The organism is Thioalkalivibrio sp. ALE22 (genome assembly GCF_000381445.1).
GTDB lineage: Bacteria > Pseudomonadota > Gammaproteobacteria > Ectothiorhodospirales > Ectothiorhodospiraceae > Thioalkalivibrio.
The window spans coordinates 1-26,394 of the sequence record NZ_KB906506.1 but is presented as its reverse complement, the minus strand read 5'-3'; the positions used below and the strand labels follow the sequence as shown (position 1 = coordinate 26,394).

Below are 26,394 nucleotides of genomic sequence, written 5' to 3'. Positions count from 1 at the left end.
GAGACCGCACAAGGCCCGGACTCCGTCCGGGCCTTTTTTTGTGCCGCCAAGCCTTCCCATTGGCGTTCAAACGGCTGTCACGTATCTGTCACCGTTCTGTCACGAAGCGCCCGTAGCATGCACGCCATCTCAAGCCTTCCGCCTGCCGACCCTCAGGGGAATCCCGAATGTCCGGACCTCATGCGATCTCCACCCTTGGCCGCTTCCAGCGCTGGCGCCGCGCCAAGGACACCTCGGCGCGCTACCTGATCGGCTTTTTCGGCGTCGCGGTGGTCGGTGCGCTAACTCTGATGTTCGTCTACCTGCTGAGCGAGACGCTGCCCATGTTCCTGGGCGCGGAGCTCGAGGAACAGACCCAGTACAGCGCCCCCGGCGGCGCCGACACGGGGACCGTCCACCTGGCCGTCAACCGCCACCGGGAAATGGCCGTGCGCCTGACCGAGGACCGGCGGGCCATCTTCTTCCGCCCGGAAAGCGGCGAGATCGTGCAGGAACAGTCACTGCCGATCCCCGACGATGCCCGGGTCACCAGCTTCACGGCCGCCGAACCGCGCACCCGACTGGTCGCGATCGGACTGGACAATGGTCAGGTCCTCGCCATCGAGTACGAGTACAACGAACGCTTCACACCCGAAGGCCGCGCCTATGATCCCGGCCTGGTCTATCCCCTGGGGGACGAAAGCTCCTCCCTTCTCGATGTCGATGGCGACGGCCAGGCCATCGACGTCGTCGGCATCCAGCGCGGCTCCAGCGGCGTCCGCGTCGCCGCGGCCACAGCCGATGGCCGCCTGCGTCTGGTGAACTTCGAGGAACGCACCTCGATGATGACCGGCGAGGTCGAAGTTCGCCGCTCCGCCCACGACCTGCCGTCCCTGCCGGATGGCGCCACCCCGTCGCGCATCCTGCTGGACATCACCGGGCGCAACATGCTGGTGGGTGACAATCAGGGCCGACTCCACTACTACGACATCTCCAACCCCCGCAATGCCCAGCGTATCGATACCCGTCGCGTGGTCGAGGGCGAGGACGCCGAGGTCACCTCGCTGGAGTATCTGCTGGGTACGGTCTCGGTGATGGTTGGCGGGTCGGACGGCTCCGTGACGCAGTACATGCTGGTGCGCGACGACGACAACGTGAACCGGATTACCCGGGTACGCGAGTTTCCCCGTCACGCGGCTGCCGTGACCAACACCCAGCCGGAATATATCCGCAAGGGCTTCGCCACCGCGGACGCCAGTGGCGCCCTGGCCATCCACTACCCCACCTCGCAGCGCACGCTGGTCCAGCATCAGGTCGGCACCACGCCCCTGCATCGGGTCTACATGGACCCGCGCAACCGGCTCCTGGTCGCGATCGACACCGACGAGACCTGGACCCTGCACCGCCTGTCGAACCCGCACCCGGAGGTCTCGCTCCACGTGCTGTGGCAGAAGGTCTGGTACGAGGGCCGCTCCAGCGGTGACTACGTCTGGCAGTCGTCCTCCGCAACCGACGAGTTCGAACCGAAGTTCTCGCTGGTGCCGCTGACCCTGGGCACGGTCAAGGCCGCCTTCTACGCGATGCTGTTCGCCACCCCGCTGGCGATCATGGGGGCGATCTACAGCGCCTACTTCATGTCCAGCCGCATGCGCAGCCTGACCAAGCCCAGCATCGAGCTGATGGAGGCCCTGCCGACCGTCATCCTCGGCTTCCTCGCCGGGCTCTGGCTGGCCCCGTACATCGAATCCAACCTGCCGGCGGTCGCCAGCATCCTGATCCTGATGCCCCTGATGATGCTGGTGGTCGCCTTCGTCTGGACGCAGCTGCTGCCGGAGGGCGTGCGCCGCGTGATCCCGGCCGGCTGGGAGGCCGCCGTGCTGATCCCGGTGGTGATCCTGGTGGGCTGGTTCTCCGCGTCGATGAGCCCCCTGATCGAGGTCTGGCTGTTCAACGGCGACGCCCGCCAGTGGCTGACCGATGCTGGCTACACCTACGACCAGCGCAACGCCCTGGTCATCGGTATCGCCATGGGCTTCGCAGTGATCCCGACCATCTACTCGATCTCCGAGGACGCGGTCTTCAACGTGCCCAAGCACCTGACCCAGGGCTCGCTGGCGCTGGGGGCGACCCCGTGGCAGACGGTGGTACGCGTGGTGCTGCTGACCGCCAGCCCGGGGATCTTCTCGGCGGTGATGATCGGCTTCGGCCGCGCCGTGGGCGAGACCATGATCGTGCTGATGGCCACCGGCAACTCGCCGGTCGTGAACTTCAACATCTTCGAGGGCATGCGCACGCTCTCCGCCAACATCGCGGTAGAGATGCCCGAGACCGCGGTGGGCGGCACGCATTACCGCATCCTGTTCCTCGCCGCCCTGGTGCTGTTCGCGCTGACCTTCTTCGTGAACACGGTCGCCGAGATCGTGCGCCAGCGCCTGCGCAACAAGTACAGCTCCCTCTAAACCGCACCGACGACAGGCTCCGATCCGATGAATAAATGGTTCAAAACGGGCACCCCCTGGATCTGGCTCAACGCGGGCGCCGTGGCGGTGTCGCTGACGATGGTCTTCGGGCTGATCATGATGATCGCGGTCAACGGCCTGTCGTTCTTCTGGCCCTCGGACATCATCGAATTCGAGTACCAGACCACCGAGCAGAGCGAGCCCGTCCGGGTGATGGGCGAGCTTTCACGCTCCGAGACCATGACCGCCCAGGCCATGCGCGAGACCGGCTTCGATGTCCCGGAAGGCCAGGAGATCGTGGTCCGCCACCTGATCAAGCGCGGCAACCGCGACCTCGATTCGCGCGACTTCCGCTGGTACGTCGAGGACTTCATGTCCGGATGGGAACGCCCGCGCGATGCCGTGGCCCTGGAACGCCTGCAATGGGGCAACTTCTACGGCTACATCCGCGAGTTCCGGGTGGACGACGAGGTGGTGGCCGAGGGTAGCGCGGCCCGCGAGGCCTTCGAGGCGCGCATCCCGGAAACCCGCTCCCTGGTGCAGCAGATCGAGCGCATCGAGCGCATCGAGATCGGCCGTATCAACCACGCGCTGGAACAGGTCCGCCTGGCCGAACGCGGCCTGGAGCGCGACACCGCGCTTTCCGACGCGGAACGTTCCGAACGCCATGAGGCACTCAAGGCCGAGCGCGAGGCACTGGATGCGGAGTACAGCGAACTTGAGGCCGAGCGCAACCGCCTGCGCCAGGAGGTCGCCCGCTACGCGCTCACCCTGCAGACCGCCGATGGCCAGCGTTCCAGCATCAGCCTGTCCCAGATCGTGAACGCCTGGTGGCCGAACGATATGGGCACCGTGCAGAAGCTCGGCCACTACGTGGTCAACTTCTGGGACTTCATGACCGGCTTCCCGCGCGAGGCGAACACCGAGGGCGGCATCCTGCCGGCGATCTTCGGCACCGTGCTGATGGTGCTACTGATGTCCATCGTGGTGACCCCGTTCGGCGTGCTGGCCGCCATCTACCTGCGCGAATACGCCAAGCAGGGGCCGCTGGTGCGCACCATCCGCATCTCGGTGAACAACCTCGCCGGGGTCCCCTCCATCGTGTTCGGCGTGTTTGGCCTGGGCTTCTTCGTCTACCTGATCGGCGGCAACATCGACCAGGTCTTCTTCCAGGACGCCCTGCCCTCGCCGACCTTCGGCTCGCCGGCGATCATCTGGGCCTCGCTGACCCTCGCCCTGCTGACCTTGCCCGTGGTGATCGTGTCCACCGAGGAAGGCCTGACCCGCATCGGCAGCAGCATCCGCCATGGCTCGCTGGCCCTCGGGGCCACCAAGGCCGAGACCCTGTGGCGGCTGATCGTGCCGCTGTCCGCCCCCGCCATGATGACCGGCCTGATCCTGGCGGTGGCGCGTGCCGCCGGCGAGGTGGCCCCCCTGATGCTGGTTGGCGTGGTCAAGCTGGCGCCCAACCTCCCGGTGGACGGCAACTTCCCGTATCTCCACCTGGACCGCGCCTTCATGCACCTCGGCTACCACATCTACGACGTCGGCTTCAAAAGTCCGAATGTCGAGGCCGGCCGGCCGCTGGTCTACGCGACCGCGCTGGTCCTGGTGCTGCTTATCATCGTGCTCAACCTCACGGCGATCTCCATCCGCAACCACCTGCGCGAAAAGTACCGCGCCGACAGCGACTGAGACGCGCCATGCACAACGTCTCTCTCAGGCACGGTCATTGCGAGGCCCCGCAGGGGCCGCGGCAACCTCGCGACGCAACCCCGACGTTCGCTCCAGTCGCCTGCGGCGTCCGTCACAGAGATCGCCACGGCCCTGCGCGCCTCCCCATGACGCCTGGCTTCTCCCGTCATTGCGAGGGTCCGCAGGACCCGTGGCACAAAAGCGCGAAGCGCGTTGAACGGCCGCAGGCCGGCCCGAAGGGCGAGCGCAGCGAGTTATCTCCCGACGCAACCCCGATGCCTGCCCCGGGCCGCGTCGGCGCCGACCACGCCGATCGCCACGCGCCTGCGGCGCTCGCGATGACGGTGCTTTTCCGGACCGCCGCCGCACGCTTCGTGCCGACGCGATGTGTCGAACCCTATTCCCCATGGAGTACCCGAAATGAGTGACACCCAGACCCACGCCGTCAACGTGGCCCAGAACAACCAGGCCCCGCGCGGCCTGAACCTCGACCGCGAGGACATCTGCCTGACCGCGGAGGACCTCAAGCTCTATTACGGCGAGGACCAGGCACTCAAGGGGATCGACATCCGCATCCCGAAAAACCGCATCACCGCGTTCATCGGACCGTCCGGCTGCGGCAAGTCCACGTTCCTGCGCTGCTTCAACCGCATGAACGACCTGATCGACGCAGCCCGCATCGAGGGCACCATCCGGCTCGACGGCGCGGACATCTACGACAAGACCGTGGACATCCCCGAGCTGCGCCGACGCGTCGGCATGGTGTTCCAGAAGCCGAACCCGTTCCCCAAGTCGATCTACGAGAACGTGGCCTACGGCCTGCGCCTGCAGGGGGTCAAGAACCGGCGCCGGCTGGACGAGGTTGTCGAGAAATCGCTCAAGCGCGCGGCGCTGTGGGACGAGGTCAAGGATCGCCTGCACGAGAACGCCTTCGGCCTGTCCGGCGGCCAGCAGCAGCGCCTGGTGATCGCCCGCGCCATCGCGATCGACCCCGAGGTTCTGCTGCTGGACGAGCCCTGCTCCGCGCTGGACCCGCTGGCCACGCTGAAGATCGAGGAGCTGATGATCGAGCTGAAGAAGGACTACACGCTGGTCATCGTCACCCACAACATGCAGCAGGCCGCGCGCGTATCCGACTACACCGCCTTCATGTATATGGGCGAGCTGATCGAATACGCTGACACCGACACCCTGTTCACCTCGCCCGCGAAAAAGCAGACCGAGGACTACATCACCGGCCGCTTCGGCTGACGTCGCGACCGCAAGGGGATACCACAATGGACAAGAGCTTCTTCAAACAGCACATCTCGCAGCAGTTCAACGCCGAGCTGGAGGACATCATCAAGCAGGTGATGGCCATGGGCGGCCTGGTCGAACAGCAGCTCGCCGATGCTGTCCACGCGATGGTCGAGGGGGATGTCGAACTCGCCGAAAAGGTGATGACCTCGGACTACCAGATCAACGCCAAGGAGGTCGAGATCGACGAGGAATGCACCCACATCCTCGCGCGGCGCCAGCCCACTGCCTCCGACCTGCGCCTGGTGATCGCGGTGATCAAGACCATCACCGACCTGGAACGCATGGGCGACGAGGCCGAGCGCGTCGGCCGCATGGGCCTGCACCTGCTGGACGCGGACCGCAACAGCGCCCCGATGGCGGACATCGCCAGCATGGGCGAACACGCCCGCGAGATGACGCGCGGCGCTCTCGATGCCTTTGCCCGTATGGATGTTGAACAGGCCGTGCGTGTGGCGCAGCAGGACATCCAGATCGACAGCCTGTACGAGATCATCACCCAGAAGCTGATGAAACAGATGACCGCCTCGCCCGATTCGGTCCCGCGCCTGATGGACATCATCTGGGCCACCCGTTCGCTGGAACGCATCGGCGACCGCGCCCGCAACATCTGCGAATACGTCGTCTACTTCGTCAAGGGCAAGGACGTGCGCCACACCAGCTACGACCAGATGGCCGAAGAGGCCACCGGCGACCGCCACTGAGGCAGGTCCCGTCGCACCCGGGACACGGTCGTTTGCGTCCCGGTCCGGTGCCCGCTTCAATGGGGGCATGCGCAGCTACAGCCTCCTCAAGTCGTTCGCGTCCCGCTCCGGGGGGCTCGTCGCCCTGTGCCTGTGCATCCTGAGCGCGATGCCGGCGCTGGCCGCGAACCCGCTCGGCGCACCCGAAGAGGCGCCCGCGGGAGAACCCTCGGCCGCCGTACTCGAGATGCTGGAGCGCGACGAACGCCCCGCCGGCGTGGTCTTCGAGATCATCGAGAATGACCGCGCGGCACTCGCCGCGCTGCTTCCCGAGATCCGCGCGAACATCGCCCGGCTGCGCGAAGACGACCCGGATTTCCCGGTGGCCATCGTCGCCCACGGCGCGGAGCAGTTCACCCTCACCCGCGGCGAGGCCGGCCAGCACCCCGGCCTGCACGCCGAGGTCGAGGCACTGGTGCGCGACGAAGACGTAAGCGTCGCCGTCTGTGGCACCTTCGCAGACTGGCGCGGCATCGAGGCCGACGCCTTCGCCGACTTCGTGGAGGTCGCCGATCTGGCCCCGGATCGCCTCGACGACTACCGCGCACTCGGCTTCGAGATCATCCGCCTGCGCCCCTCCCTGCTCGACGCCCCCGAACAGGACCCCTGGCAGTTCGACTTCGGCAATCCCTGACCTGCCGCTTGCAAGACCTTTTTCACCACGAAGGGCACGAAGGCACGAAGAAGGGCCAGGTCAAAGTCAAAGGCAGTTCACAGGAAGGCTGGAAGATGCGAAGGATGGATCGGCCAGAACCGGCCGGAACCCGGCAAACGCACCGGGCAACCCCCTGTGGGAGCGGGCTTGCCCGCGAAGCCCCCGCCCGCGCCCACTCAGCCACCGGCCTTCAAAACACCCCTCCCCGCCGGGCCCTGCCAGACCCATTACCCGATCCATATCTCTTCCAATCTTCCCCTCTTCCTGTAAATCGATTCTCCGCCCTTGACCCGCCCCTTCTTCGTGCCTTCGTGCGCTTCGTGGTGAATCCGCCCTTAAACCGCCCTTGAAGCAGCATGACTAACACTCCGGCCGTCGGGATGCTGTAACGCCGTCGGTCTCCTGTGGCATGCTTCCCGCATGCGATTCCTGATCCGAACCTTCTTCCGTGGCGTGCGCCTGATCCTGACCCCGTTCATGCTGATCGGGGAGCGCGTCTCGCGCCCGCGCGGCATCGAGCGCGACCCGGCCGAACAGGCCCGGGTCGACGAGCAAACCCGCCATCTGGCCCTCTATCACTTCCCGGCCTGCCCGTTCTGCATCAAGGCCCGACGCGCCATGCAGCGGCTTTCGCTGGACATCGAACTGCGCAACGCCCAGGCCGCCGGGCCCTGGCGCGAGGAGCTGCAGAACGAGGGCGGGCGCCTTCAGGTACCCTGCCTGCGCATCGAGGAAGACGACCACTCGGTGCGCTGGCTGTACGAATCCGACGCGATCATCCGTTACCTGCGCGAGCGCTTCGATCCGCAACAGGCCGCGCCGGCCGCCGCCACCGACGCCCCGCCGCGTTCCTGACCCGGAGCGACAGCCGAAGACCATGTATCACTCCATCCGTCGTTCCCTGCTCGCGCTCCTGCTGACCCTGCCATTCGCGGCGGCCAGCGCCGCTTCGCCGATCTTTGACGCCCACCTGCACTACCGGCCGGCCGAGGCCGCACACTTCGGCATTAGCGACGTCGCGCGTACCCTGGCCGCCAACGAGGTGCGCAGCGCCATCGTCATGGCCCCCGAAGACGATCTGATCCGCCGCCTCAAGGCCGGGTCCGATACGCGCATCGTGCCGTTCCTGGAGGTTTCGCAGCGGCTGGGCAAGAAGATGGACTGGATGCATGTCGAGGATCTCGGCGACCGCGTCGCCCGCATGCTCGATGAATCCGACGTGAAATGGCGCGGCCTGGGCGAGTTCCATATCCTGGCGGATGACCGCTTCGCCCCCGGTTTCGAGCAGCTGCTGGACCTGGCCGTGGCGCGCGACCTCACCGTCATGATCCACGGCGACCCCGCCGTAATCGACCACGCCTACGCGACCCATCCCGAGGTCCGCATCCTCTGGGCCCATGCCGGCAGCTACGCGTACCCGCCGCTGGTGCAGGACTACCTCGAACGCCACCCGCGCATGAACATGGACCTGTCCATGCGCAACCCGCGCATCAATCCCGGCGGCCAGATCGACGACGCCTGGTTCGAGCTCTTCCTGGCCCACCCCGACCGCTTCATGATCGGCGTGGACACCTTCACGCGCACCCGCTGGGAACAGTACACGCGCCTGAAGGACGAGACCCGCGCCTGGCTGAAACAACTCCCCGAGGACGTCGCCCGCGCGATCGCATGGGAGAACGGCGAAAGGCTCTTTCCCGCCCAGTAAGGGCCTGGATTCACCACGAAGCGCACGAAGGCACGAAGAAGGGCCAGGTCAAGGGCGATTCACAGGAAGGCCGAAAGATTCGAAGGATGAATCGGCTAAAACCGCCCGGGGCCTGGCCGACGCCGTGACCCGTCCAGCCCGCCGGCCGAGCCCCCTGTGGGAGCGGGCTCGCCCGCGAAGCCCCCGCCCGCGTCCGCTCGAGCACCAGCCCTCCAACCAACCCTCCCCGTCAGACCGTGCCCGATCCATTACCCCATCAATCTCGCTTCCAATCTTCCCCGCTTCCTGTAGACCGGTTTTCGCCATCGAACCAGCCCTTCTTCGTGCCTTCGTGCACTTCGTGGTGAATCAAGCCGTTCAACCACAAACGCATGAAAAAGCCCGCCACCCCACAAGGATGGCGGGCTCGGCTCCCGGCACCTGATCGTGATCAGACCTTGAACTGACCCACGCGCTGCTGCTGCTCGGAGGCCAGCTTGGACAGCTCCTCGGACGCATTGCGGATCTGCTCCGAACCCGACGCGGTCTGATCCAGCACCTCGGTGATGTTGGCCACGTTGCGGTTGATCTCCTCGGCCACCGTGGACTGTTCCTCGGCGGCGCTGGCGATCTGCGTGTTCATGTCGCTGATGCGGGTGACGGATTGCGTGATCGCGACCAGCGACTCGCCGGCCAGGTTCACCTGCTCCACGCTCTCGTGGGCCTTGGCACGACCGTCTTCCATCGCCTGCACCGCCTCGCGCGTGCCGGTCTGGACCCGCTCGATCATCTGCTGGATCTCGTGGGTCGAGTCCTGGGTGCGGCTGGCCAGCGTGCGCACCTCGTCCGCCACCACCGCGAAGCCGCGGCCCTGCTCGCCGGCGCGGGCGGCCTCGATCGCCGCGTTCAGCGCCAGCAGGTTGGTCTGATCGGCAATGTCGCCGATCACCTCGAGGACCTTGTTGATCTCCTCGGCGTCCTGCGACAGACGGCTGACCACCTCGGCGGCACTGTCCACCTGAGTGGACAGACCATTGATCGCGGTGACCGTCTTCTGCACCACCTGCTGGCCGGCGTTCGCGTCCTGGTCGGTGGTCTGCGCGGCGGCGGCGGCGTCCGCGGCATTCCGGGCCACTTCCTGCACGGTGGCCGTCATCTCGTTCATTGCGGTGGCGACCTGGTCCGTCTCCGCCTTCTGGCGGCGGACCTGCTCGTTGGTCTCCTCGCTGGTCGCGGACAGCTCGTTGGCCGCGGCCGCCACCTGGTCGGAACCGGCCGCCACCTGCTGGATCAGCACCCGGATCTTCTCCACGAAGTTGTTGAAGGCGATGGACAGATCCCCCAGCTCGTTCTTGCCGGATACTTCCAGCTGACGCGTCAGGTCCCCTTCGCCACTGGCGATATCGTTCAGACGGTCCACGGTCTGGCACAACGGCCGCACGATGCTGCGCGTCAGGAACCAGGCCAGCAGCGCGCCCAGGATCACCGCAATCGCGCCGACCATCACCACGGTACCCGTGGCATTGCGGGTCATGTCGACGTATGCGCTGCGATCGACCATCAGCTCGAGGACGCCCACCGCGTCCCCGGAGAAGTCCCGTACCGGACGGGCGATCACCGCCGTCGGCTCGCCCTGGTACGTCACGTTACGCACCAGGCGTTCGCCCTCCAGGACCCGCCGCATCTCCTCGGCGCTGAAGGTGGCATCACCGTCGATGGTGCCGCCAAAGCGACTGAAGCGTCCGTCGTCCCGCAGGTACAGTGCGACCGGCGCCCCCATCTCCTCGGTAAACTGCTCGAAGAAGGGATCACCGAAGGACAGGCCAAACTCCACCGAGCCCACGTGCTCACCGTTATGGGCGATCGGCACGACACCTCGAATCCCGAGGCCCGCCACACCCTCTTCCAGACCGGAGATCGGCGCCTGGTTATTGTTGGTATCGACCACGGTCTGGCGGAAGCCGGACAGGTCGTCATCGAAGCGGTCCGGACGATGCACGCGCAGGAAGGACGTCGCCGGCGGCGTATGGAACTGGTACTGGCGCACCCCGTAGTCCGTACTCAGCGACTCGAAGGTCGGCACGGTCATCGCGGCCAGCCGCTCGCGATCGCCCGTGGCCATTGCCTCCTGGATATCCGGGATGCGGGCGACCGTCTCGGCCATCGCCGTGGCTCGCGCCGCCTCCTGGTCCAGCCGATCCAGCAACTGTCCGGCCAGGTCGTTCAGCTCGCGCTGTTCGGCGCGATCCGCCATCGTGCCCAGGGCGTTCATCACCACCACCAGCGTCAGCACCACGGCGAGTACGACCACGCCGATGATGCCCACCATGAGCCGTACACCAATCCGGATATTCTCAAACATGTCTGCGCGTCCTTTCCTGCACCGGTTGCGGCCGGCTTCAGAATCAAGATTCAGGTCAGTCGTCCTTCCTAGCGGCGGCGAATCCTAAAACTTGAATACCAAAGTGCTTTCTTCCCCACAGGTTCTCAGGGGACAAGATTCCCTCGGTAGGCCGCTTCCGGCCTCCGCGCTCAGACGGGCTACAACAACAGAATCTCGGCAAACACGTAGACCACCAGGCTGATCAGCACCAGCGCCAGCACCGAGAGCAATGCCCCGCCACGCACCATGTCCAGCACCCGCAGCCGGTTGCTGGCGAACACGATGGCGTTGGGTGGCGTCGCCACCGGCAGCATGAAGGCCACCGACGCGGCAAACGCCACCGGCAGGGCCAGCAGCAGTACGGGCACGTCCATGCTCAGCGCGAACGCGGTCACCAACGGCAACAGCGTGGCCGCTGTGGCGGTATTGCTCGTCACATGACTCAGGGTCATGGTCAGGAGCGCCACCCCGGCCATGATCAGGATCAGCGGCCAGGCCTGGGCGATCACCAGGGCATCCGCCGCCAGCTCCGCCAGCCCGCTGGACTCGATCGCCGCGCCCAGGCTCAAGCCTCCGCCTACCAGCAACAGCACGCCCCAGGGGAGCTCGCGCGTATTGTCCCAGCTCAGCAGCCGGCGCTGTTCGCGCGAGCCCGACGGCACCAGAAACAGCAACCCGGCACCGAGGATCGCGATGCCGGCATCGGTCAGCGAGATCGGCAGCCAGCCCTCGAGCAGCGGCCGTGTCAGCCAGGCCAGCGCAACCAGCAGAAACACCCCGGCCACCCGCTTTTCCGCGACTGACCAGGGGCCCACGGTCGCGCGCTGTTCATCCAGCAGCGCGCGCAGACCGTTCAGCTCCACCCGGTGCACCGGAAACACCCAGCGGGTCAGCGACCACCACGCAAGGGCCAGCAGCACCGCCGCCAGCGGCAGCCCCAGGGTCATCCATTCCAGGAATCCGATCTCCATCTCGTGGCGATCGCCAAGGTATGCGGCCGTCAGGGCATTTGGCGGCGAACCGATGATGGTCGCCATGCCCCCGATGTTCGCGGCGAACGCGATGCCCAGCAGGAGCGCCAGGGCCGGGCGGCGCGACTCCATGTCCGGCCCCTGTGGCGACGCGCCACGCTCGATCAGCCCCAGCACCGAGAGCGCGATCGGCAGCATCAGGGCCGCCGTCGCGGTATTGCTGACCCACATGGACAACCCCGCCGTGGCCAGCATGAAGGCCCCCACCAGCACATGCAGGCGATTGCCGGCGCGCGCCACGATCGCCAGCGCCATGCGCCGGTGGAGATCCCAGCGCTGCACGGCCAGGGCAATGGCGAAGCCGCCCATGAACAGGAAAATGATCGGATTCGCGTACGGCGCGGTGGCCTCGTCCATGGGCACGATGTCGAGCACCGGCAGGACCGCGATCGGCAGGAGCGCCGTCACCGGCAGCGGCAGGGCCTCGCTGATCCACCAGGTCGCCATGAACAGCGTCAGACCCAGCACCCGCCAGGCCGCCGGATCGAACCCCGCCGGGGCCGGCACCAGCAGGAAGATGACGAAGATCGCCGGCCCCAGCAACAGACCGATGCGCCCGCGCCAGTTCACCGGAGGGGTCTTTTCCGGTTGGGTGTCGCGTTGCCCTGCCGTGTCCTCGGTCGCTGCCATGGGCCTCTTTCGTCGGTCAAGCATCAGGGTATAGGGCCCGGGCCAAAACCAACCCGTACCATCGGAAATTGCATCGTCCGGGCAACGTGACTATCGTTGTCGCGTTATGCGGCGTGCCCGTTTCGGGACGCTGCCACAGCAGTTTCTCACGACACTGTCCAAGGAGTCTTTCATGGCCTACGAACTGCCCGATCTGCCCTACGCCAAGAACGCGCTGGAGCCGCACCTCTCCGCCGAGACGCTGGAATACCATCACGACAAGCACCACGCGACCTACGTGACCAAGCTGAACGGCCTGCTGCCGGGCTCCGAGTTCGAAAACGCCACGCTGGAAGACATCATCAAGAAGGCCCCGGCCGGCGGCATCTTCAACAACGGCGCCCAGGTCTGGAACCACACCTTCTACTTCAACTGCATGGCCCCGAACGCCGGCGGCGAGCCCTCGGGCAAGCTGGCCGATGCCATCAACAGCGCCTTCGGCTCCTTCGACGCCTTCAAGGAGAAGTTCAACGAGTCCGCCGTTGGCAACTTCGGCTCCGGCTGGACCTGGCTGGTGCAGAACAGTGATGGCTCGGTGGAGATCGTCAACACCTCCAACGCCGCCAACCCGCTGCGCGACGGCAAGACCCCGCTGCTGACCTGCGACGTCTGGGAGCACGCCTACTACATCGACTACCGCAACGCCCGCCCGAAGTACCTCGAGAACTTCTGGGCCGTGGTGAACTGGGACTTTGTGGCCCAGCAGATGAAGTAAAGTCCCAAGCGGACTAAACTAGGCGCCTTTGGCCGCATGACGCGGCCGCGCCTTTCATCGAGCCGGCGGCCCTCCGCCGGCTCTTTGGTTTCGGAGAACCCCATGAGCGACGCCCTGCAGAACACCTACAAGCGCCTGCCCGTTGCCTTCGAGCGCGGCGAAGGCGCCTGGCTGTGGGATACCGACGGCAAGCGCTATCTCGACGCCCTGTCGGGGATCGCGGTGTGTGGCCTTGGCCACGCCCATCCCAAGGTCGCCCAGGCCGTCTGCGACCAGGCCAGCACCCTAGTGCACACATCCAACCTCTACCGCATCCCGCTGCAGGAACAGCTGGCGCGGCGCCTGTGCGCACTGTCCGGCATGGATCGCGCCTTCTTCTGCAACTCGGGGGCCGAGGCCAACGAGGCGGCGATCAAGCTCGCCCGCCTGCATGGCCGTGCCCGCGGGATCGCCGAGCCGAAGATCGTGGTGATGGAAGGCAGCTTCCATGGCCGCACCATGGCCACCCTGTCCGCCACCGGCAACGCGAAGGTCCGGGCCGGATTCGAGCCGCTGGTATCGGGCTTTGTGCATGTGCCCCACGGCGACGCCGAGGCAGTCGAAGCCCTGGCGGCCGACCCGGACGTCGTCGCGATCCTGGTGGAGCCGGTCACCGGCGAGGGCGGCATCCATGTCCCGCCGCCCGGCTACCTGCGCCGCCTGCGCGAGCTGGCCGACCAGCACGGCTGGCTGCTGATGCTGGACGAGATCCAGGCCGGCATCGGCCGTACCGGGCACTGGTTCGCCTTCCAGCACGAGGGCATCCCCCCGGATGTGGTCAGCCTGGCCAAGGGTCTCGGCAACGGCATCCCCATTGGCGCCAATCTGGTGGCTGGTGCCGCCCGCGAGCTCTTCAGCCCGGGCATGCACGGCACCACGTTTGGCGGCAACCCGCTGGTGTGCCGGGCGGCGCTGGCCGTACTCGATGTGATGCAGGACGAGGCCCTGTGCGAACAGGCGTCCCGTCAGGGCGAGCTCCTGCTGAACCGACTGCGCGACCGCCTCGCGGACCATGCGGGCGTCGTCGCCGTGCGTGGCCGCGGTCTGATGATCGGGGTCGAACTGGACCGCCCCGCCGGCGAGCTGGTCATGGCGGCGCTGGAGCGGGGGCTGATCCTGAACGTGACCGCGGATCGGGTCATTCGCCTGTTGCCGCCGCTGATCATCGACGACGACCAGGTGGAACAGATCGCCGTAACCGTAGCCGACCTGGTGGACGCGTTCCTGGCGTCGCCCCAAGCCAACGAGGTCTCCGCATGAACCCACGCCACTACCTCTCGTTCCTGGATCTCTCCGGCGACGAAACCCGGGCCCTGCTGCAGCGCGCCATCGAGCTCAAGCAGCAACTGAAGGCCGGCGAGCACCACGACGACCTGCTGCGCGGCAAGACCCTCGGCATGATCTTCGAGAAGTCCTCCACCCGCACCCGCGTGTCGTTCGAAGTGGGCATGCAGCAGCTGGGCGGCAACGCCCTGTTCCTGTCCCCGCGCGACACCCAGCTGGGACGCGGCGAGCCGATCGAGGACACCGCCCGCGTGCTCTCGCGCATGGTCGACTGCGTGATGATCCGCACCTACGAGCACGAGAAGATCGAGCTGTTCGCCAAGCACGCCACGGTGCCGGTGATCAACGGCCTGACCGACCTCGAGCACCCGGCCCAGCTGCTGGCCGACCTGCAGACCTACTTCGAGCATCGCGGCGACATCCGCGGCAAGCGCGTCGCCTGGATCGGCGACGGCAACAACATGTGCCACAGCTACATGTACGCCGCGCGCCTGCTGGACTTCCAGCTGGTCGCCGCCTGCCCCGAGGGCTACGACCCGGAACCCAGCGTGGTCGATACCACGCGCGAACACTTCGAGCTGACCCGCGATGCCCGCGCCGCCGCCGAGGGTGCGGATCTGGTCGTCACCGATGTCTGGGCCAGCATGGGCCAAGAGCAGGAAAAGAGCGCCCGCCGCCGGGCCTTCTCCGGGTTCTTCGTGGATGCCGACCTGATGCGGCTCGCCAACGACGATGCGCTGTTCATGCACTGCCTGCCGGCACACCGAGAGGAAGAGGTCTCCACCGAGGTCCTGGAAGGCCCGCAGAGCGTCGTCTGGGACGAGGCCGAAAACCGCCTCCACGCCCAGAAGGCCCTGCTCGAATTCCTCATCACCCTCAACGCCGACCAGCGCACGTCGTAAGGGCGAAAAGCGTTAACAGGAAGATGGGAAGTTAGGAAGGGTTATTGGTGAGGTGGCATCCCCGGCGCGGCGGCTAGCATCGCGCGGTGGGCGAAATCTCGGCCCCCACAATCAAAACCTTCCTGTCTTCCCATCTTCCTGTGAAACGCCCTTGACCTGAACCTTCAGGCGGGCGCGCGGCGGCGGGCATGGATGCGCCGGCGGGTCTGCCAGCGGTAGACGACGCGCCAGCCGAGCAGGAAGGCCAGGATGGCCGCGTACAGGGCCACCTCGGCGTAGTCAGCCCGCGCGAGCCACAGGAAATGCAGGATAGCCAGCACGCCGGCCACGTACACCCCGCGGTGCAGCCAGACCCACCCCTTCTTCAGCCAGCGCTGGGCACCATCGGTGGAGGTGACCGCCAGCGCCAGCAGGATCACCCAGGCGGCGAAGCCGACCATCACGAACGGCCGCTCGGTCAGGTCGTAGAGCACCAGTTCCCAGTCGAAGAACAGGTCCACGCCCAGCCAGATCAGGGCGTGCGCGGTCACGTAACCGAACGCGACCAGCCCCAGCATCCGCCGCAACCGGGTGAGCCACGCCAGCCCGGTCATCCGCCGCAGCGGGGTCACCGCCAGCGCCACCAGCAGCGCGATCATCGCGTGCGTGCCGGATAGCTCCAGCAGCTTCTCGATCGGGTTCACACCCAACCCGCCGAACCAGCCAAGCGTACGCAAGCCGATCCACATGGCCGGCAGAAGCGCCACCAGCAGGACGGCCCACCACACCCCGGTGGGCGGACGGGACCGGGCTCGACGGGTTGTGGCGGTCATGCCCCCATCCCGTCAGAAGTGCTCGCGCAGGTCCATGCCCTCGTACAGCGACGCCACCTCGTCCCCGTAACCGTTGAACATCTCCGTGCGCCGGCGCCGGAACTCGCCGATGCGGCGCTCGGTGCGCTGCGACCAGCGCGGATGATCCACGTCCGGATTCACGTTGCTGTAAAAGCCGTACTCGTCAGGCTGCGCCTGGTTCCACAGGGTCGGTGGCTGGTCCTCGACGAAGCGGATGTGCTGAATGGACTTGATGCTCTTGAAGCCGTACTTCCACGGTACCACCAGCCGGATCGGCGCCCCGTTCTGGTTGGGCAGCACCTCGTCGTACAGACCGACCGCGAGGATGGTCAGCGGGTGCATCGCCTCGTCCAGGCGCAGGCCCTCGGTATAGGGCCACTGCAAACCACCGGAACTGGCCCGGCGCCGGGGCCGCTGCCCCCGCAGGTTTTCGGGGTCGTGAATACTCTCGAAGGCCACGTAGCGCGCACCCCCGCGCGGCTGCGCCTGCTCGATGATGCGGTTCAACTCGAAGCCGATCCAGGGGATCACCATCGACCAGCCTTCCACACAGCGCATGCGATAGATGCGCTCCTCCAGCGACCAGGGGCTGATGAAGTCCTCCACCGCGTACTCACCCGGGTTGTCGCACAGCCCGTCCACCGTGATCGTCCAGGGATCGGTCTTCAGCTGATCGGCGTAGGTCTTCGGATCCCCCTTCCCCGGGCCCATCTCGAAGAAGTTGTTGTAACTGGTGATCTCGTCGTACGAGGTCTTCGACTCGTCGGTCGAGAAATCGCTGGGTTCGAATTCCAGCGGATACCCCCGCAGGGCGGCGGAGGCCGGCAGCGCCGCGCCCAGCCCACCGAGCGCCAGACCAGCGCCCAGCCCGATCCCCGTTCGCAGGAAATCGCGCCGCCGCGCGTAGATCTCCGGCGGCGTAATCTCGCTACGGGAACACTCGGAACGACGTCGGGTGCGGATCAGCATGGCCTGCCCTCGCAACTGTTCGGCGGCGACGGGAAACGCCGCCACTCGTGCACCATGGACCAGCAGCGCCCGCTCGAGTTCGGATCGCGTACTCCATAAGGGAAATCGAGGAACAATAAGAATTTTCTGCTTGCGGGCCGGCCGAAACGATATATAAGGCTTTTCTGATACCGCAGTCCGGGGTGGCCCGGCCGGCTTGTCAGGAGACCCGACAATGGACCCGACGATCGATGATGCGGCCGATGGCGCCGACGAGATCGCCAGCCTGTTCGACACTCAGCTCGTGAACGACCGCGGCCCGGCGCGTCACGCCGCCCGCCGCACCCTGGAACGCCTGATGGAAGAACGCGCCCTGCGCGCCCATCTTCAGGACGACTTCGACCTCGACATCCCGCACGAGGCGATGGACTGGTGACCCCCGGGGTGGCCTCGCGCCACCCCTCGCCTGCAGGCAGCCCTGTTGCACCACAGAGGGCACAGAGGACACGGAGAACAGCCAGATCAAAAGCGAAAAGCATTCACAGGAAGATTGGAAGACCGGAAGGTTTTTTGGGTGCCGGAAGCGCTGTATCCAGGTCACGATCAGCCCCGGCGCGCAGGGTTAACCCGGGGACCCCACAGCAACCCTTCCTACCTTCAAATCTTCCTGTTAATCGCTTTTGACCTGCCTTTTTCCCTGTGTCCTCTGTGCCCTCTGTGGTGAAAACGCCCTAATCGTCCTCGTACCCCGTCAGCTCCACAAAGCCTCGCCCGATCGCCTCTCCGTCCGGATCGAGGATATCCACGGCGCCCTCCCAGTAGCGGATCACGGTGTCCATCTCCTGTTCGTCGCGGATGGCGCGCACGGTGAATTCGCGTGACGCCGAGCCGTCCGGCGGCGCGATGCGCATGGCCCACTCCACCGGATAGCGATTGCCGGAGGGCTGTGTGGCCCAGCGCCGGAGTTCCAGTTCGACCTGATCGGGCTCCAGAAGCCGATCTTCGGCGTCCCCCGGCATCCAGCGGCCCTTGGACAGCGGATGCGGCTCCCCGTCCTCCTTGCGCAACTGGTAGTACATGACGTCCAGCCCGTCGTCGAACTGCAACGCGAACCAGTCCCAGCCCACCTGATCCTCGGACAGAGCACTGGTGCTCCACTCGCGGTCCATCCAGGCCTGACCGATCACCGCCAGGCGCCCGAGCTCCGCGCGCTCGACCTCCCCGCGCACCGCGATACGGGGCATGGAGTAGTAGTAGGAGGCATTGCCCGGCTCCGGGCCCTTCTGGCTGAGCCCCGCCTCGCCCTGGAGGACCGGGCCGCGCAGGGGCTCCAGTTCCAGCGCCAGCCGGTAGTCGTCCACGCTGAAGTCCAGCGTCCAGCGATCCCGGTCCAGATCGGCCAGCTGCCAGCCCTCGGCCCAGACCCGGCCGACCGGCTCCGTGGCCCCGGCCAGCCCCGCCCCGTCGCGTACGAAACGCTCCTCGGAGGCATGGTGCCCGGCCTCGCGATCGATCACCGCCGTATGCGCCATCCAGATATCCGGGCTGGCCCAGGCCGAGTCGTGCCAGTGCGCATCCCCCGCCAGCTCCGGCGCCAGCCCGACGCGGAAGAAGGTGATGTGAAAGCCCAGCCGCTCGCCCTCCGGCCCGTCGAGATTGCCGGTCACATACCACCACTCGTTGCGAAACCCCGGGTGCGGCCCGTGATCACGCGGAAACTCGAACACCCGCGGCGCATCCGCACGCCGGAACCCGTCCGTCTCCTCCCCGCCCAGGGCCTCGCCCACCCGCAGCCCGGTCACCCCCGGATCATCGGTCTCGGGCGGATCCACACCCCCGCAGGCGCCCAACACCCCCACCATCATCAGCACCATAACCACCCGCAGGCGCAGCCCCAGTGGGAGCCTGCTTGCAGGCGAAGCCCCTGCCCGCGCTGGACCCTGCCAAACCCCATTCGCGGGCAAGCCCGCTCCCACATGTCCCAACCAACGCCTCATCCAGTCCATCACGGCACCTCTCTAAGGGCGGGTACCAGGCGCATCCGCGCCATTCGCCAGGCCGGAATCACCGAGGCCAACAGCGCGGCCCCGATCCCCAGCAGCACGGTCTCGACCACCTCGTCCCAGGGCAGACGCAGGTCCATCCCCCAGCCGAAAGCCTCGCGGTTGATCACCTCGATCAGCAGCCAGCCCATGCCCAGCCCCAGCGGGATCGCCGCCAGCGCGGCAAACGTGCCGAGTACCCCGCCCTGCAGCACGACCAGACCACGCACGCCCCCGGGCAAAAGCCCGAGGCTGCGCAGCGTGGCGAACTCCCGCGCCCGTTCCATCTGCAACGCCATGAGCGCGCCCAGGATCGCGATGAAGGCCACCACCAGCGTGATCACCCGCAGCAAATGGGTAATGGCGAACGTCCGGTCGAAGATCGCCATCGACTCCTGCTCGATATCGCCCGGTCGTGTCACCAGCGCCGCGCGGTCCTGCTCTGCCAGCCAGGCTTCCAGGCGTTCCACGACCGCTTCCACATCCACCCCCGCCGGCAACCGGAGCCCGAACGACCCCACTCCATCGGGTGGCATGCCCGCCCGGACAAAGGCCGCCTGGGTCATCAGCACAGTACCGCTCGGGTTGCCGTAATCACGGTAGATCCCGAGGACTTCGAAGGGGCGCTGGCCGCCGGGCACCGCCAGCGACAGCCGATCCCCCGGCCGAACGTCGTGGTGCGCCGCAAACGGCTCGGTCACCAGCACCGCATCCTCTGTCGCGAGCCGCTCCCCCAGCGCTTCACGCGCCACCGTGCTCTCCAAAAGCGGCAGATAATCCAGCCAGTTGGCATGCGGTCGCACCACATAGAGATCGACCAGGCCGCGCTCGCTGACGACCTCCTGACTGGACCCGGTACTGACCGACACGGCTCCCGAGCGCGCCACCAGGTCGGCCATCCAGTCCTCGGGCAGACGCGCACCACCGCGCGCCGAAGCCGGCGCCGCGGGCACCACGTAAAGATCCGACGTCAGTGCCTGGCCCAGCCACTGCTCCACACTGCCGCGAAAGCTGCCGACCATCACCGCCACGCCGATCGCTGCCGCCAGCGCCAGGGTCAGCGCCGAGGTAGCAGGCGCGCTGCGCGACAGGCTGCGCTCCAGGCTGCGCACCGCGATGCGCGGCAGGGTCACCCCGCGAACCAGCGCCGCCAGCCCGCGCAGCGTCCACGCCAGCACCCAGGGCAACAGCAGTACAAAACCGGCAATCAGCAGGAACAACGCCACAAAGCCGCCCACCAGCGCCACCGCGCCGGTGACGATCAAACCACCCCCCGCGAGCAGCAGCGCGATGGACAGCACAGCCAGCCATGCCGCCCAGCGACGGGCGCGGCGCTCCAGACCCCCGCGCCCCGTGCCGCCCGCACGCGCTGCCTCCCAGGCAGGGGCCAGCGCCGCCAACAGCGAGAGCCCCACTCCCAGCAGGAACACCGCCCCCAGGGCCAGCGGGCGCGGCGTCACCCCGGTTACTGCCACCGCGAAGAAGTGATCCGTGACGGTCTGCGCCACCTGCGCCACCAGCACCTGCGCCAGCGCAATGCCCAGTAGCGCGCCCAGCAGCGTCCCGATCACGCCGACCAGCAACGCCTCCAGCAACACCACGCCGAAGATCGCCCGCCGGCCCACACCGACCAGGCGCAGACTCGCGATCACTTCGCGGCGCCGGAGCACGGCAAAGGTCTGGGTGTTGTAGATCAAGAATGCTGCGATCAGCAGCGCCAGCAGGCTCATCGCCGTCAGGTTGGTGCGAAATGCCTGGGCCAGCTCGCGCGCGGCCTGCCCCCGGCTCTCCACCGGCACCAGCTCCAGTTCGGCGGGCAGCGCCTCGGCCAGCACATCGACCTCGGCATCCGTCAGCCGTACATCGATCCGATCCAGCCGCCCCAGCCGGTCGAGCAGACCCTGCGCCGTGGCGATATCCGTCACCCATAGCGAGCCACCACCCTCATCGGTCGCGGTGTCCGCCTGGTCACGCTCGGCCGCTCGATCAATGACCGTCACCTCGCGCGCACCCCCCGCCGCCTCCAGCGTCACACGCGACTCGTGAGCCCGGCCCGAATCGCGGAACCACCCCGCCGGCGGCAGAATCGTCCCCGGCTCGGTCACCAGGCGCTGCACCGGGGCATCGCCGATATCGGAAGCCGCGCCGCGAAACGGCCCCTCGGCCAGCGGATCGACACCCAGCACATAGATCGTGCTGCCGTCCGGCAGACGGGCCGGCCCCTCCACGATCGGAGCGGTATCACGCCATCCGGCCATACGCAGCTCGCGGTACAAGGCCTCGTCGAACCCGCTGGCCGGCCCCAGGACCTGGTGCGTCGCAGCGCCTGCGACCTCATCCATGGAGCGGTCAAACGCCCGCTGGGCCGACTGGTTCGCCAGGTCCACCGCGAGCACCACGGCCACGCCAATGATCACCCCCACCAGCGTCAGCAACCGCTGCAGCGGCCGCCGGCGCCAGTCGCGCAGCCAGGCTCGCAGGACCAGAAGGCTCATGCGGGAGCGGCTTCCGTGGAACCGGCCGACTGCAGGAGCCCGTCGCGCATGGTCAGAACCCGGTCCAGCCGACCCGCCAGTTCATGACTGTGGGTCACCAGCAGCAACGAACAACCGGTGGCCCGAACCTGCTCCAGCAACAGGGCAAACACCGTCTCGCCGGTGCGCGAGTCGAGGTTGCCGGTGGGCTCGTCCGCCAGGATCAGCGCGGGTTCGTGCACCAGCGCCCGCGCGATCGCGACGCGTTGCTGCTCGCCACCGGACAGGGCCTCCGGATACCGCGCGCCCTTGTCGCCCAGCCCCACCGCCTCCAGCTGCGCCGCGGCGCGCTCGCGGCGTTCGCCGGCAGGCAAGTCTGTCGCCAGCTCCAGTGGCAGCATCACATTCTCCAGCACGGTCAGCGTCGGAATCAGGTGAAACGACTGGAACACGATCCCTACGCGGCCCCGCCGCAGGCGCGTGCGCGCCGCCTCGTCCAGCCCCGCCAGCGCCTGCCCCGTAAGGTGCACCTGGCCGCGCGCCGCCGCCTCCAGCCCGGCCGCGAGATGCAGCAGGGTGGACTTGCCGCTGCCGCTCTCACCGACAATCGCCACCCGCTCCCCGGCGCGAAGCGCGAAATCCACCCCGTGCAGCACCTCCCCCTCGCCGGGGTAGGCAAACGCCACATCGGTCAGCGACAGCACCACGCCTTTTACCGAGCCTTGTTGCTCCATCGCACCCACCTTCGCAATACACGCAATCTTCGCCTGCGAGCAGGCTCCTACCCGGCAGGGGAAGCCCCCCGTAGGAGCCTGCTCGCAGGCGAACAATCCTCATTGAACGCCCCGCACCCTCTGCCCCCCTGCAGACCATGAAGAGTAGATGAATGTTTCAAAACCCCGCACAAGCGGTTGATTGAGGCCCGTCATCCGTTAGAATAAGCAGCATCTCCACACGCGGGAACACGCCTTGAAACGTCGATCACGAAGTCGATCTATCCGCGCCTAGCGGCAAGCGCCCGTTCCCCGACCGGTCGCTTCCGTCAGGCCTCTTTGATCAAAGAGCCGGGAGCGGCCGGGCCCAGCCCGACCCGAACCTGGACCATCCACCGCATCCGTGCGGCGCCTCGCCGGTCTGTGCCCGAGCACAGTCCACTCCGAGCGCCCCGATGCCGCCGGGAGAAGGGCATGGAGCTTCACCTCGAACAGTCCATCATCGAGCTGAAGGAGCTGTTGCGTCTGGACGACCGCGACGGGCTCCACGAACTGCTCGACTACATGCGCGTGCAGGATATCGCCCACGCGCTGATGGAGCTGGGCGACGACGACCTCTGCGCCGTGTTCAACCTGCTGCCGCCCGGGCGCAAGGCGGACGTCTTCGCCTACCTCGACACGGCACATCAGATCCGCCTGCTGGAGGCCTCCCCGCGCGAGGATGCCCGCTTCATCCTCTCCGAGATGGAGGCGGACGACCTCACCGCCCTGCTCCAGACCCTGGACCCGGACACGCTGCGCGGCTACCTGCGCCTGCTGCCGTTCCGCGCCATCCGCCGGGCGCTCAAGCAGCTCAACTATCCGGAGGACTCGGTCGGCCGCGTGATGTCGCCGGACGTGGTCGCGGTGGACCCGGACTGGACACTCAAGCGCGCACTGGCGTTCATCCGCCGCAACGCCGACGAGCACTCCAACAACGTGATCTTCGTGGTCGACCAGGACCGCGTCCTCCTGGCCGCCGTGCCCATCCGCCACTTCCTGCGCGCCGGTGCCGACAGCCCGGTGCGCGACCTGCTGGACGAGGGCGAGCCGATTACCATCGCGGTCTCCGAAGACGCGGTGGAGGCCGCCCGCCGCATCCAGCACTACGACCTGGAGACCCTTCCCGTCGTCGGCGAGACCGGCGAGCTGCTGGGCGTGGTCACGGTGGACGACGTAATGGACCTGATCGAGGCCGAATCCACCGAGGACTTCCACAAGCTGGGCTCGGTGGGCACCCTGCCCCTATCGCCGCAGGAGGCGAGCCCGTTCCTGCTCTATCGCAAGCGGATCGGCTGGCTGCTGGGCCTGGTGGCCTTCAATACCATCGGCGCCATGATGATCTCCCAGTACGAAGAGATCATCGAAGCGGTGGTGGTGCTGGTGTTCTTCCTCCCGCTGCTGATCGCCTCCGGTGGTAACGCAGGCGCGCAAAGCTCCACGCTGATGGTGCGTGCCATGGCCACCGGCGAGGTCACCGCCCGCGACTGGCTCAAGCTGTGGGCCAAGGAGATGGGCGTCTCCGTGACCCTGGGCGTCAGCATGGGCGTGGCGGTCTCGCTGGTCGGCCTGTGGCGCGGCGGTCCGGAGATCGCACTGCTGGTCGCCCTGGCCATGACCGTCATCGTCACCGTGGCCAGCATCCTCGGCATGCTCCTGCCGGTGGTCCTGAACAAGCTCCGCCTCGATCCGGCCACGGCCAGCGTCCCGCTGGTCACCTCGCTCGCCGACATCGGCGGTATCCTGATCTACTTCTCGCTGGCCGTAGCCCTGCTCGGCCTCGCAACTCCGTAAGGTACCTCGCGCATGAGCGCCACCGAACCCGATCTCGAGACCCTGCCGCAGGTGATCGCCGACGCCCTGGACGAACCGGAGGCGGACGTCCTGCAGGCAATCTGCGGCTCCTACGCCGCGCCGGACCTCTCCGACGCGCTGGAGACCCTGCCAGCCGAGCAGATGGAGGCCTTCTTCCAGCGCCTGGACGTCGAGTGCACGGCGGATATCTACGCCCACCTGGAACCGGACCATCAGTCACGGGTGTTCCAGGCGCTGGACGACGCGCACGCCAGCCGCCTGGTCGCCGCGCTGTCCTACGACGACGCCGTCTCCGTCATCGACGGCCTGGAGGACGACCAGGCCGAATCCCTCCTGGAGACCCTGCCAGACGACGACCAGGAGGCCCTGGAGACCCTGCTCGGCTACCCGGAGGAGAGCGCCGGGCGTCTGATGACGCCCGAGTTCGCGACCGTCCAGCCGGACTGGTCCGTGGCCGAGGCCATGGATCACCTGCGGGAACACAGCGATCTGGCCGAGACCGTCAACACCATCTTCGTGATCACACCCAACGGCGAACTGCTCGGCTGGGTGCGCCTGAAAGAACTGCTGCTGTCGCGTCCCTCCACCAGCGTGCGCGAACGCATGCACACAGATGTCGTCAGCATCGCGGCGGAGGAAGACCGCGAAGAGGCCGCCCACCGCATCTCCCACTACGACCTGGACGTGCTCCCGGTCGTGAACGACGACGGCCACCTCCTCGGCATCATCACCGTCGACGACGTAATGGACGTGCTGCGCGCGGAGACCACCGAGGACTTCCACCGCATGGCCGCGGTCGGCGACGTCGTGCTCTCTCTGCGCGACGCCAGCATGCAGCTCCTCTACCGCAAGCGCATCGGCTGGCTGGTGATCCTGGTCGCCGTGAACATCCTCTCCGGCATGGCCATCGCCCACTTCGAGGCCGCCATCGAGACCGTGGTCGCGCTGATCTTCTTCCTGCCCATGGTCATCGCCACCGGGGGCAACGCCGGCGCCCAGGCCTCCACGCTCGTGGTGCGCTCACTGGCCACCAACGACATCAAACTCCAGGACTGGTGGCGCCTGGGCGGCAAGGAAATCCTCGTCTCCTCCGCCCTGGGTGCCACCCTCGCCGGCGCCATCTGGCTCTCCGGCAACTGGCTCGGCAGCCTCGAGGTCGCCAATGCCATCGCGCTGGGCATGTTCCTGGTCGTCCTGTTCGGCTCCATGTTCGGCCTGCTGCTCCCCTTCACCCTCACCCGCTTCGGCGTCGACCCGGCCGTCGCCAGCGCCCCGCTGATCACCTCCGTCGTCGACGTCGTCGGCATCACCATCTACTTCGCCACCGCCGTCGCCATCCTCGGCCTCTGATTCGCATTCTCCGTAGGAGCCTGCTTGCAGGCGAAGCCCCTGCCAACGCCTGGCCGGCACCGAAACACCACCCTCCCCGCGGGCGCCCCCTTCTGGCAACGCCCTTGTGGGAGCGGGCTTGCCCGCGAAACCCCTGCCAAAAGAAACCCGTCATTGCGAGGAGCAGAGCGACGAAGCAATCGGCCTGAGATCCCGGAGCGCTTCTCGTAGACCCGCGCCCAGTAACCCGAAGAGCCGGGATCTCCACCGATGAGCGAAACCCACCACATCCCGGACCACCACCGAGGACCACCCGGAACAAAGACGAAATCGGCAACAGCCCCCGAGACACACATCAGCGGTCCAATCCACGAGCCGGGTTGTGTGCGTCAAGTTGTGCAGAAATGAGTCGGCCATGTTCGGTTGGTCCGTATGGCTCAGGCGGCCTCGGCCTGCCGGAGCAAGATCTTCTTGTGTTCTTTGAGCAGATCCATGTTCAGGTAGCGGTTGTCCTCCAGCCAGCCTTCGTGGATTTCGACGGCCAGGGCCCGCACCAGACGTAGACAGCTGTGGGTGTTGGGGAAGATCCGGACCACCCGGGTCCGGCGCCGGATCTCCTCGTTCAGCCGCTCGAGCATGTTGGTGCTCTTCATGTGCTTGTGGTGGG

At 67.1% G+C, this 26,394-nt stretch carries 21 protein-coding genes; 13 read left to right on the top strand and 8 right to left on the bottom strand.

Annotated features, from left to right (window positions below):
• Positions 1 to 167 precede the first annotated feature (167 nt).
• The 7 genes from F793_RS0108845 to F793_RS0108815 all read left to right on the top strand — a co-directional run bounded on the left by F793_RS0108845 (position 168) and on the right by F793_RS0108815 (position 8,532).
• Positions 168 to 2,438, top strand: coding sequence for an ABC transporter permease subunit (locus F793_RS0108845; RefSeq protein WP_018882395.1), 2,271 nt, complete (start codon positions 168 to 170; stop codon positions 2,436 to 2,438).
• Positions 2,439 to 2,465: 27 nt separating this feature from the next.
• Positions 2,466 to 4,133, top strand: coding sequence for a phosphate ABC transporter permease PstA (gene pstA / locus F793_RS0108840; RefSeq protein WP_018882396.1), 1,668 nt, complete (start codon positions 2,466 to 2,468; stop codon positions 4,131 to 4,133).
• Positions 4,134 to 4,553: 420 nt separating this feature from the next.
• Positions 4,554 to 5,384: a phosphate ABC transporter ATP-binding protein PstB gene (gene pstB, locus F793_RS0108835; RefSeq protein WP_018867283.1), complete on the top strand. Its 831-nt coding sequence runs from the start codon at positions 4,554 to 4,556 to the stop codon at positions 5,382 to 5,384.
• A 26-nt stretch (positions 5,385 to 5,410) separates the two neighbouring features.
• Positions 5,411 to 6,133 carry a phosphate signaling complex protein PhoU gene (gene phoU, locus F793_RS0108830; RefSeq protein ID WP_018867282.1) on the top strand — a complete coding sequence of 241 codons (723 nt, stop codon included), beginning with the start codon at positions 5,411 to 5,413 and terminating at the stop codon, positions 6,131 to 6,133.
• 67 nt (positions 6,134 to 6,200) lie between these two features.
• Positions 6,201 to 6,806 carry a DsrE family protein gene (locus F793_RS0108825; RefSeq protein ID WP_018882397.1) on the top strand — a complete coding sequence of 202 codons (606 nt, stop codon included), beginning with the start codon at positions 6,201 to 6,203 and terminating at the stop codon, positions 6,804 to 6,806.
• 441 nt (positions 6,807 to 7,247) lie between these two features.
• A complete protein-coding gene (locus F793_RS0108820; protein ID WP_018867280.1) occupies positions 7,248 to 7,682 on the top strand; it encodes a glutathione S-transferase N-terminal domain-containing protein in 435 nt (144 codons plus the stop codon).
• A gap of 22 nt (positions 7,683 to 7,704) precedes the next feature.
• Positions 7,705 to 8,532 carry an amidohydrolase family protein gene (locus F793_RS0108815; RefSeq protein ID WP_018882398.1) on the top strand — a complete coding sequence of 276 codons (828 nt, stop codon included), beginning with the start codon at positions 7,705 to 7,707 and terminating at the stop codon, positions 8,530 to 8,532.
• 430 nt (positions 8,533 to 8,962) lie between these two features.
• Here F793_RS0108815 and F793_RS0108810 read toward each other — a convergent pair whose 3' ends face one another.
• The gene (locus tag F793_RS0108810) at positions 8,963 to 10,873 is read right to left on the bottom strand and encodes a methyl-accepting chemotaxis protein (RefSeq protein WP_018882399.1); all 1,911 of its coding nucleotides are present in this window, start codon (positions 10,871 to 10,873) and stop codon (positions 8,963 to 8,965) included.
• Positions 10,874 to 11,052: 179 nt separating this feature from the next.
• Positions 11,053 to 12,555, bottom strand: a complete 1,503-nt coding sequence (locus F793_RS0108805; RefSeq protein ID WP_018882400.1) for a DASS family sodium-coupled anion symporter — start codon at positions 12,553 to 12,555, stop codon at positions 11,053 to 11,055.
• Positions 12,556 to 12,727: 172 nt separating this feature from the next.
• Between F793_RS0108805 and F793_RS0108800 the strand changes: the two genes are divergently transcribed.
• The 3 genes from F793_RS0108800 to argF all read left to right on the top strand — a co-directional run bounded on the left by F793_RS0108800 (position 12,728) and on the right by argF (position 15,534).
• Positions 12,728 to 13,309 carry a superoxide dismutase gene (locus F793_RS0108800; protein WP_018882401.1) on the top strand — a complete coding sequence of 194 codons (582 nt, stop codon included), beginning with the start codon at positions 12,728 to 12,730 and terminating at the stop codon, positions 13,307 to 13,309.
• Positions 13,310 to 13,411: 102 nt separating this feature from the next.
• The gene (locus F793_RS0108795; protein ID WP_018882402.1) at positions 13,412 to 14,608 is read left to right on the top strand and encodes an acetylornithine transaminase; all 1,197 of its coding nucleotides are present in this window, start codon (positions 13,412 to 13,414) and stop codon (positions 14,606 to 14,608) included.
• A complete protein-coding gene (gene argF, locus F793_RS0108790; protein WP_018882403.1) occupies positions 14,605 to 15,534 on the top strand; it encodes an ornithine carbamoyltransferase in 930 nt (309 codons plus the stop codon). The genes F793_RS0108795 and argF overlap by 4 nt, the downstream gene beginning before the upstream one ends.
• Positions 15,535 to 15,698: 164 nt before the next feature.
• Here argF and F793_RS0108785 read toward each other — a convergent pair whose 3' ends face one another.
• Positions 15,699 to 16,346: a sulfite oxidase heme-binding subunit YedZ gene (locus F793_RS0108785; protein WP_019592805.1), complete on the bottom strand. Its 648-nt coding sequence runs from the start codon at positions 16,344 to 16,346 to the stop codon at positions 15,699 to 15,701.
• Between the two features lie 12 nt (positions 16,347 to 16,358).
• Positions 16,359 to 17,336: a protein-methionine-sulfoxide reductase catalytic subunit MsrP gene (gene msrP / locus F793_RS0108780; protein ID WP_019592804.1), complete on the bottom strand. Its 978-nt coding sequence runs from the start codon at positions 17,334 to 17,336 to the stop codon at positions 16,359 to 16,361.
• A 214-nt stretch (positions 17,337 to 17,550) separates the two neighbouring features.
• Between msrP and F793_RS0108775 the strand changes: the two genes are divergently transcribed.
• Positions 17,551 to 17,751: a PA3496 family putative envelope integrity protein gene (locus F793_RS0108775; RefSeq protein WP_018867271.1), complete on the top strand. Its 201-nt coding sequence runs from the start codon at positions 17,551 to 17,553 to the stop codon at positions 17,749 to 17,751.
• Between the two features lie 295 nt (positions 17,752 to 18,046).
• Here the strand turns inward: F793_RS0108775 and F793_RS0108770 are convergent, their stop codons facing one another.
• The 3 genes from F793_RS0108770 to F793_RS0108760 all read right to left on the bottom strand — a co-directional run bounded on the left by F793_RS0108770 (position 18,047) and on the right by F793_RS0108760 (position 22,565).
• The gene (locus tag F793_RS0108770) at positions 18,047 to 19,189 is read right to left on the bottom strand and encodes a lipocalin-like domain-containing protein (RefSeq protein ID WP_018882405.1); all 1,143 of its coding nucleotides are present in this window, start codon (positions 19,187 to 19,189) and stop codon (positions 18,047 to 18,049) included.
• Positions 19,190 to 19,320: 131 nt separating this feature from the next.
• On the bottom strand, positions 19,321 to 21,852 hold the full coding sequence (locus F793_RS0108765) for an ABC transporter permease (protein WP_018882406.1): 2,532 nt from the start codon (positions 21,850 to 21,852) through the stop codon (positions 19,321 to 19,323).
• Positions 21,849 to 22,565, bottom strand: coding sequence for an ABC transporter ATP-binding protein (locus F793_RS0108760; protein WP_026280875.1), 717 nt, complete (start codon positions 22,563 to 22,565; stop codon positions 21,849 to 21,851). Before F793_RS0108760 ends, F793_RS0108765 begins: the two co-directional genes overlap by 4 nt.
• Before the next feature lie 453 nt (positions 22,566 to 23,018).
• Here F793_RS0108760 and mgtE (F793_RS0108755) point away from each other — a divergent pair, with 453 nt between their 5' ends.
• Together mgtE (F793_RS0108755) and mgtE (F793_RS0108750) are read left to right on the top strand one after the other, a co-directional pair.
• Positions 23,019 to 24,377: a magnesium transporter gene (gene mgtE, locus F793_RS0108755; protein ID WP_018882408.1), complete on the top strand. Its 1,359-nt coding sequence runs from the start codon at positions 23,019 to 23,021 to the stop codon at positions 24,375 to 24,377.
• Between the two features lie 12 nt (positions 24,378 to 24,389).
• Positions 24,390 to 25,748 (top strand): magnesium transporter, encoded by a 1,359-nt coding sequence (mgtE, locus tag F793_RS0108750; protein ID WP_018882409.1) that lies wholly within the window; start codon positions 24,390 to 24,392, stop codon positions 25,746 to 25,748.
• A gap of 416 nt (positions 25,749 to 26,164) precedes the next feature.
• Here mgtE (F793_RS0108750) and F793_RS13385 read toward each other — a convergent pair.
• Positions 26,165 to 26,394, bottom strand: a 230-nt coding sequence (locus tag F793_RS13385; RefSeq protein WP_026280900.1) for a transposase, incomplete at its 5' end; no start/stop codon positions are given.